The organism is Streptomyces sp. KLMMK, from assembly GCF_036961605.1.
Taxonomy (GTDB): Bacteria; Actinomycetota; Actinomycetes; order Streptomycetales; family Streptomycetaceae; genus Streptomyces; species Streptomyces telluris.
Genome location: NZ_JBAMDC010000447.1, coordinates 1 through 4,836 on the forward strand (window position 1 = coordinate 1; position 4,836 = coordinate 4,836).

Annotated in this window: 6 protein-coding genes; 2 read left to right on the forward strand and 4 right to left on the reverse strand. The window is 75.2% G+C overall.

The features are described from left to right. On the reverse strand, positions 1-215 hold a 215-nt coding region (locus V7793_RS33290; protein WP_336013437.1), incomplete at its 3' end, for a zf-HC2 domain-containing protein. Next, positions 212-751: a sigma-70 family RNA polymerase sigma factor gene (locus V7793_RS33295; RefSeq protein WP_443058047.1), complete on the reverse strand. Its 540-nt coding sequence runs from the start codon at positions 749-751 to the stop codon at positions 212-214. The genes V7793_RS33295 and V7793_RS33290, both read right to left, overlap by 4 nt. A 319-nt stretch (positions 752-1,070) precedes the next feature. Here V7793_RS33295 and V7793_RS33300 point away from each other — a divergent pair, with 319 nt between their 5' ends. Next, positions 1,071-2,021: a CHRD domain-containing protein gene (locus tag V7793_RS33300; RefSeq protein ID WP_336013439.1), complete on the forward strand. Its 951-nt coding sequence runs from the start codon at positions 1,071-1,073 to the stop codon at positions 2,019-2,021. Here the strand turns inward: V7793_RS33300 and V7793_RS33305 are convergent. Together V7793_RS33305 and V7793_RS33310 are read right to left on the reverse strand one after the other, a co-directional pair. Beyond that, positions 2,008-2,595, reverse strand: a complete 588-nt coding sequence (locus V7793_RS33305) for a CGNR zinc finger domain-containing protein (RefSeq protein WP_443058048.1) — start codon at positions 2,593-2,595, stop codon at positions 2,008-2,010. The two genes, V7793_RS33300 and V7793_RS33305, sit on opposite strands and share 14 nt — an antisense overlap. Before the next feature lie 85 nt (positions 2,596-2,680). Beyond that, positions 2,681-3,640 (reverse strand): LysR family transcriptional regulator, encoded by a 960-nt coding sequence (locus V7793_RS33310; RefSeq protein ID WP_336013441.1) that lies wholly within the window; start codon positions 3,638-3,640, stop codon positions 2,681-2,683. 85 nt (positions 3,641-3,725) lie between these two features. On the opposite strand from V7793_RS33310, the gene V7793_RS33315 reads away from it, so the two are divergent. After that, positions 3,726-4,836, forward strand: a 1,111-nt coding sequence (locus V7793_RS33315; RefSeq protein WP_336013442.1) for an MFS transporter, incomplete at its 3' end; no start/stop codon positions are given.

Here is a 4,836-nt window from a genome sequence, read left to right on the forward strand (position 1 = left end):
TCCGGGCGCGGCGCGAGGGCCTCCGGGCCGGGCGCGGACTCCTTGAGGTCCGCGAGGAGCGGGGTCAGGCCCATCAGATCGTCGAGCTCGGCGGCGCACCGCGGGCACTCGGCGAGGTGCTCCTCGAACCGGGCGGCGTCCGCCGCATCGAGGACGCCGAGGGCGTAGGCGCCCACCTCGGTGTGCTGCTCATGGTCCGGTGCCGGCCGGTTCATGCCGTCACTCCCCGTTCTTCGAGCGAGAGCTTCATCGAGCGCAGTGCGTAGAAGACCCGGGACCGCACGGTCCCCGCCGGCACGCCCAGCACCTCGGCCGCCTCGCTCACGGTACGTCCCCTGAAATAGGTCTCGATCAGCGCCTCCCGGTGCGCCTCCGTCAGGTCGCCCAGCGCGTCGTTGATGGTCATCAGGCGCAGCGCGCGGTCGATCTCGTCGGCCGCCGGGACGAGCTCCAGCGGCCCAGGGTCGACCTCGCGCGGCCGTGCCTGCCGGCTGCGGTGGTTGTCGATGACAATGCGCCGGGCGACGGTCACCAGCCAGGGCCGTACGGAGCCGGGGGTCCCGCGCAGCCGGTCGGCGTTGCGCCACGCGCGCAGCAGCGTCTCCTGGACGACGTCCTCGGCGCGCTGGCGGTCCCCGTCCACCAGCCGGAGGACGAAGGAGAGGAGCGGGCCCGCGTGCTCGTCGTAGAGCGCCCGCATCAGGGCCTCGTCGGGACTCGTCCTGTCAGCCACGGCGGCATCCTTGCGCAAGCCTTCCCCCTGGTCGATAGCGCGCGTCGGTGTTCACTGTCAGTGCGCACGTCCTCCGTTCCTGCCGGGCCTTTCCGGTGGCGCCTCCGGCCATGGATACGGGCGGGGCGTGCGCCCCGTTCACCACGGGGCGGGAAATCCCGCAAGGGATCCCCTCGTGCGGACGCGTACGGACGCGTACGGACGGAACGGCGCCGCCGTTCAGCGGCGGCCGCGTGATGCAGGTCTCGGTCCCCGGCTGAACGAGGGAACGGACCGGGCCCGTACGACAGCCCGAAGCCGGTGCAGGGGGCAGCGGCTCCGTACGGGGAGGTTCGCCGTGAACCGTTTCGGCAAGCGCAGGGCCGTCGTCGCCACCGCCACCGCGGCGGCCGTCGCCGCGGGGGTCGGCATCGCCTTCGCGGTGGTGCCGGGCGGCGGCCGGGAGGGCGGCGGGTCCGGTCGGCAGGACGCCGTCGTCTCCTTCGCCGGCAGCCTCGACGGGGCGAACGAGGTGCCCGCGGCGGACGGCAAGGCCGTCGGCGACGGCGACGGCCGGGCCCTCGCCTTCCTGCGCGTCCGGGGTGACGAGGTGGCCTTCGCCTTCACCTTCCGCGGCATCGCCACGCCCACCGCCGCCCATCTCCACCGGGGCGGGCGCGGCGAGAACGGCGCCGTACGGATCCCGTTCTTCGCCAAAAAGCTGCCCGACGGGCGGAGCAGCGCCACCGGCACGGTGAAGGTCACCGACCGGAAGCTCCTGGACGCGCTGAAGACCGGGCCGGACGGCTTCTACTTCAACCTGCACACCGGTGAATTCCCCGGTGGCGCGGTGCGGGGGCAGGTGCACCGGCTGAGCGGGCCGCTCGACCTGAAGGCCGCCGTGAAGAGCGTGCAGGCGTCCGTCGTCGAAGGCCGCCAGATCTACGCGTGCACCCGGCAGGACGGCGGCGGGTTCGCCTTCACCCAGGAGGGCGTCTCCGCCACGCTCGGCGGGAACATCGCCCACTCCTTCGTCCGGCCCGGAGGCGACCCGCAGTGGATCGCACCCGACCGCTCGGCCGTCACCGGCAAGGTCGTCACCAAGACGCCCAACGGGGACGGGAACATCCCCGAACTCGGCCTGCGTGCGACCCCGGCCGGCGCGAGGACCGGGGTGCTCGCCTCCACGACGGAGATCCTGCGGCTGAACACGCGGGGCGGCGTCGCCCCCGCCGGGCCGTGCGACCCGCAGCGGCAGCCGAAGGCGGCCGTGCCCTACCGGGCGGACTACGTCTTCATCGCGCGTTGACCGCGCGGCGGCGGTGGCGGGCCACGCGCTCGCGGTTGCCGCACACCTCGCTGGAACACCAGCGGCGCCGGCGGCCGCGGGACGTGTCCAGGTAGACCAGGGAACACGTCTCGCCCTCGCACCGGCGCAGCTGCCCGCGCGCCGCCGGGTCGGTGAGCAGCTCCACCGCGTCACGGGCGATCCGGCCCACGACGGCGCCGCAGTCGGGCGCGGCGGCGACCGTACGCACCAGGGTGCCGTCCTGCGCCCGCACGGCCCGCAGCGCGGGCGGCGCCGTCGCGGCGAGGGCGTTCACCCGCTCCAGATCCGGATCGGCGGCGCGGCCGTCCACCTCGGCGTGCACGATCCGGTGCAGCAGATCGCGGACCGCGCGCACACGGGCCAGCCAGGCCGCGTCCACGGCGGTCAAGGACGTGCCGGGGGGCACGGCGCCGGAGGCCAGGAGCCAGTCCCGCAGCCGGTCGGGGGTGTCGAGCCGCTCGACCGGCTCGACACCGAACCGGCCGCCGACCGTGGCCACCAGATCCAGACAGAGCCGCCCGGCATCGAATCTCAGGTCAGCGAAGCCCGTCACCACCCCACCAGAGTGCCTCGCGGCAAGCGCTCGTGAAACCCCCGCCCCAGGGGCAGTTCGCCTGCCCGGCACCGGCGGCGGCCCGCTACGCCGTCATCAGTTCCTCGTCCGGTCGCGGCAGCCACGAACCCCGTGGGCGGGTCAGCCAGCCGTGGCGGGAGGCCAGGGCCGCGGCTGCCGCCTGGAGGGCGGTCCGCGCGGGGTGGCGGAGGCCGCGGCGCCAGACCATGGAGACGGGGGAGAGCGGCACGGGGTCCACGAGGGGGCGGAGCACCATGCCGGGGACCTCGATGAACTCCACGCTCGCCAGCACCGACCACCCCCGCCGCCGTACGACCCGCACGAACTCCCCCTCCCCCTCGATCTCCGGGAACGGCTCGGCGATGCCGATCCCCCGCCCCGCGAAGAGCCGCCCGGCGAGGTCGGTCCACTCGGCGGTGGCCGGGTTGCCCGCGGCGGCGTAGAGCGTCTCTCCGGCGAGGGAGTCCACGGGCACTTCGGGCAGGGCGGCCAGCCGGTGCCCGGCGGGCAGGAGCACGGCCATCGGCTCGTACCGCACGGGGCAGTGCGACAGCTCCGCCCGTACGGCCAGGTCGAGGCCTGCGATCCGGCCGAAGGAGACGTCGAGCCGCCCCGCGAGGATCGCCCCGGCGGCGCCGGCGAGCCCGCTGTGGAAGCGGGCCACGATCTCGTGCTCGGGCACGGCCTGCCGCGCGGCGGTCAGGACCCGGTACCCGGTGCCGACCGTGGCCGCGCAGTCCACGATCAGCGGCCGTTCCTCCCGCGCCCAGGCGGCGTCGAGTTCGTCGTGGGCGGCGAGCACCCGCCGGGCGTACGGCAGCAGCCGCGCCCCCTCCGCGGTGAGCGCGACCTGCCGCGTCGTGCGGGCGAACAGCTCGCTGCCCAGGCGCGCTTCGAGCCGGCGGACGTCGCGGCTGAGCGCCTGCTGGGCGGTGAACAGCCGGGTGGCGGCACGGGTGAAGTGCAGTTCCTCGGCCACGGCGACGAAGGTGCGCAGCAGGCGCGGTTCTATGTCGTAGGGCACGCACCGCAGTTAACAACAGAAGTGCGTGAACGGCGAGCGATCGGGTGTTGGACCGCACGGCCCGGGCGCCGCGAGGCTGAAACCCATGCCCACTCCCTCACTCCCCTCCCCCCGCTCCAACCCCTACGCCCGCCTGTTCACCGTCCCCGGCACCCGCGCCTTCACGGCGTGGAACCTGCTCGCCCGGCTGCCCATGGGCATGTTCGGCGTCGGCGCCGTGATGATGATCTCCGCCGAGCGCGGTTCGTACGCGCTGGCCGGTGCCGTCACCGCGACGGGCCTCGCCGCGACGGCGCTGGCCGGCCCGTGGACGGCCCGGCTCGTGGACCGCCACGGGCAGGCCCGCGTCACCGTGCCGGCGGCCGCGTTCGCCTCCCTGGGCTCGCTGTCCCTGGTGCTGTGCGTGCACTTCGACGCCCCCGCCTGGACCCTCTTCGCGGCGTACGCGGCGACCGCGACCACCCCCAACACGGGCGGGATGTCCCGCGCCCGCTGGTCGCACCTCCTGCGCGCCGACCCGGCCGCCCTGCACACCGCCAACGCCTTCGAACAGGCCGCGGACGAGGCGTGCTTCATGCTCGGCCCGGTCCTCGCGACGTTCCTGTGCACGTCCTTCTTCCCCGAGGCGGGCACGCTCGCCGCCGCGCTGATGTTCCTGACGGGCGCGGTGCTCTTCGCGGCGCAGAAGCGCACCGAGCCCCCCATATCCGCCGCGCCCCTGCGGCGCCGCTCCCCCTTGCGGGGCAACCGCGGGCTGGCCGCGATCCTGGTCGTCTTCGTCTGCACCGGCGCGCTGTTCGGCTCGCTGGAGGTGGTGACCATCGGCTTCGCCGACGCGCAGGGCCACCGCGCCGCCGCGGGGGCCGTCCTGGCCCTGCAGGCGGCGGGTTCGTGCGCGGCGGGCCTGCTCTACGGGCTGACGCGCCCGTCGTCCCCCGCGGCCGCCCGCTTCCCGCGCTGCCTGGCGGCGATGGCCGCCCTGGCGCTGCTGCCGCTCCTGACGACGGCGGCGGGCGGGGGGCTGCCGTTCCTCGCGGTCGCGCTGCTGCTGGCGGGCATGGCGACGGCGCCCACCATGGTCACGGGCATGAACCTGGTCCAGGGCCTGACCCCGCCGGGCAGCCTGAACGAGGGCATGACGCTGGCCGTGACGGGCCTGCTCACGGGCATAGCGGCGGGTTCGGCGGCGGGCGGCT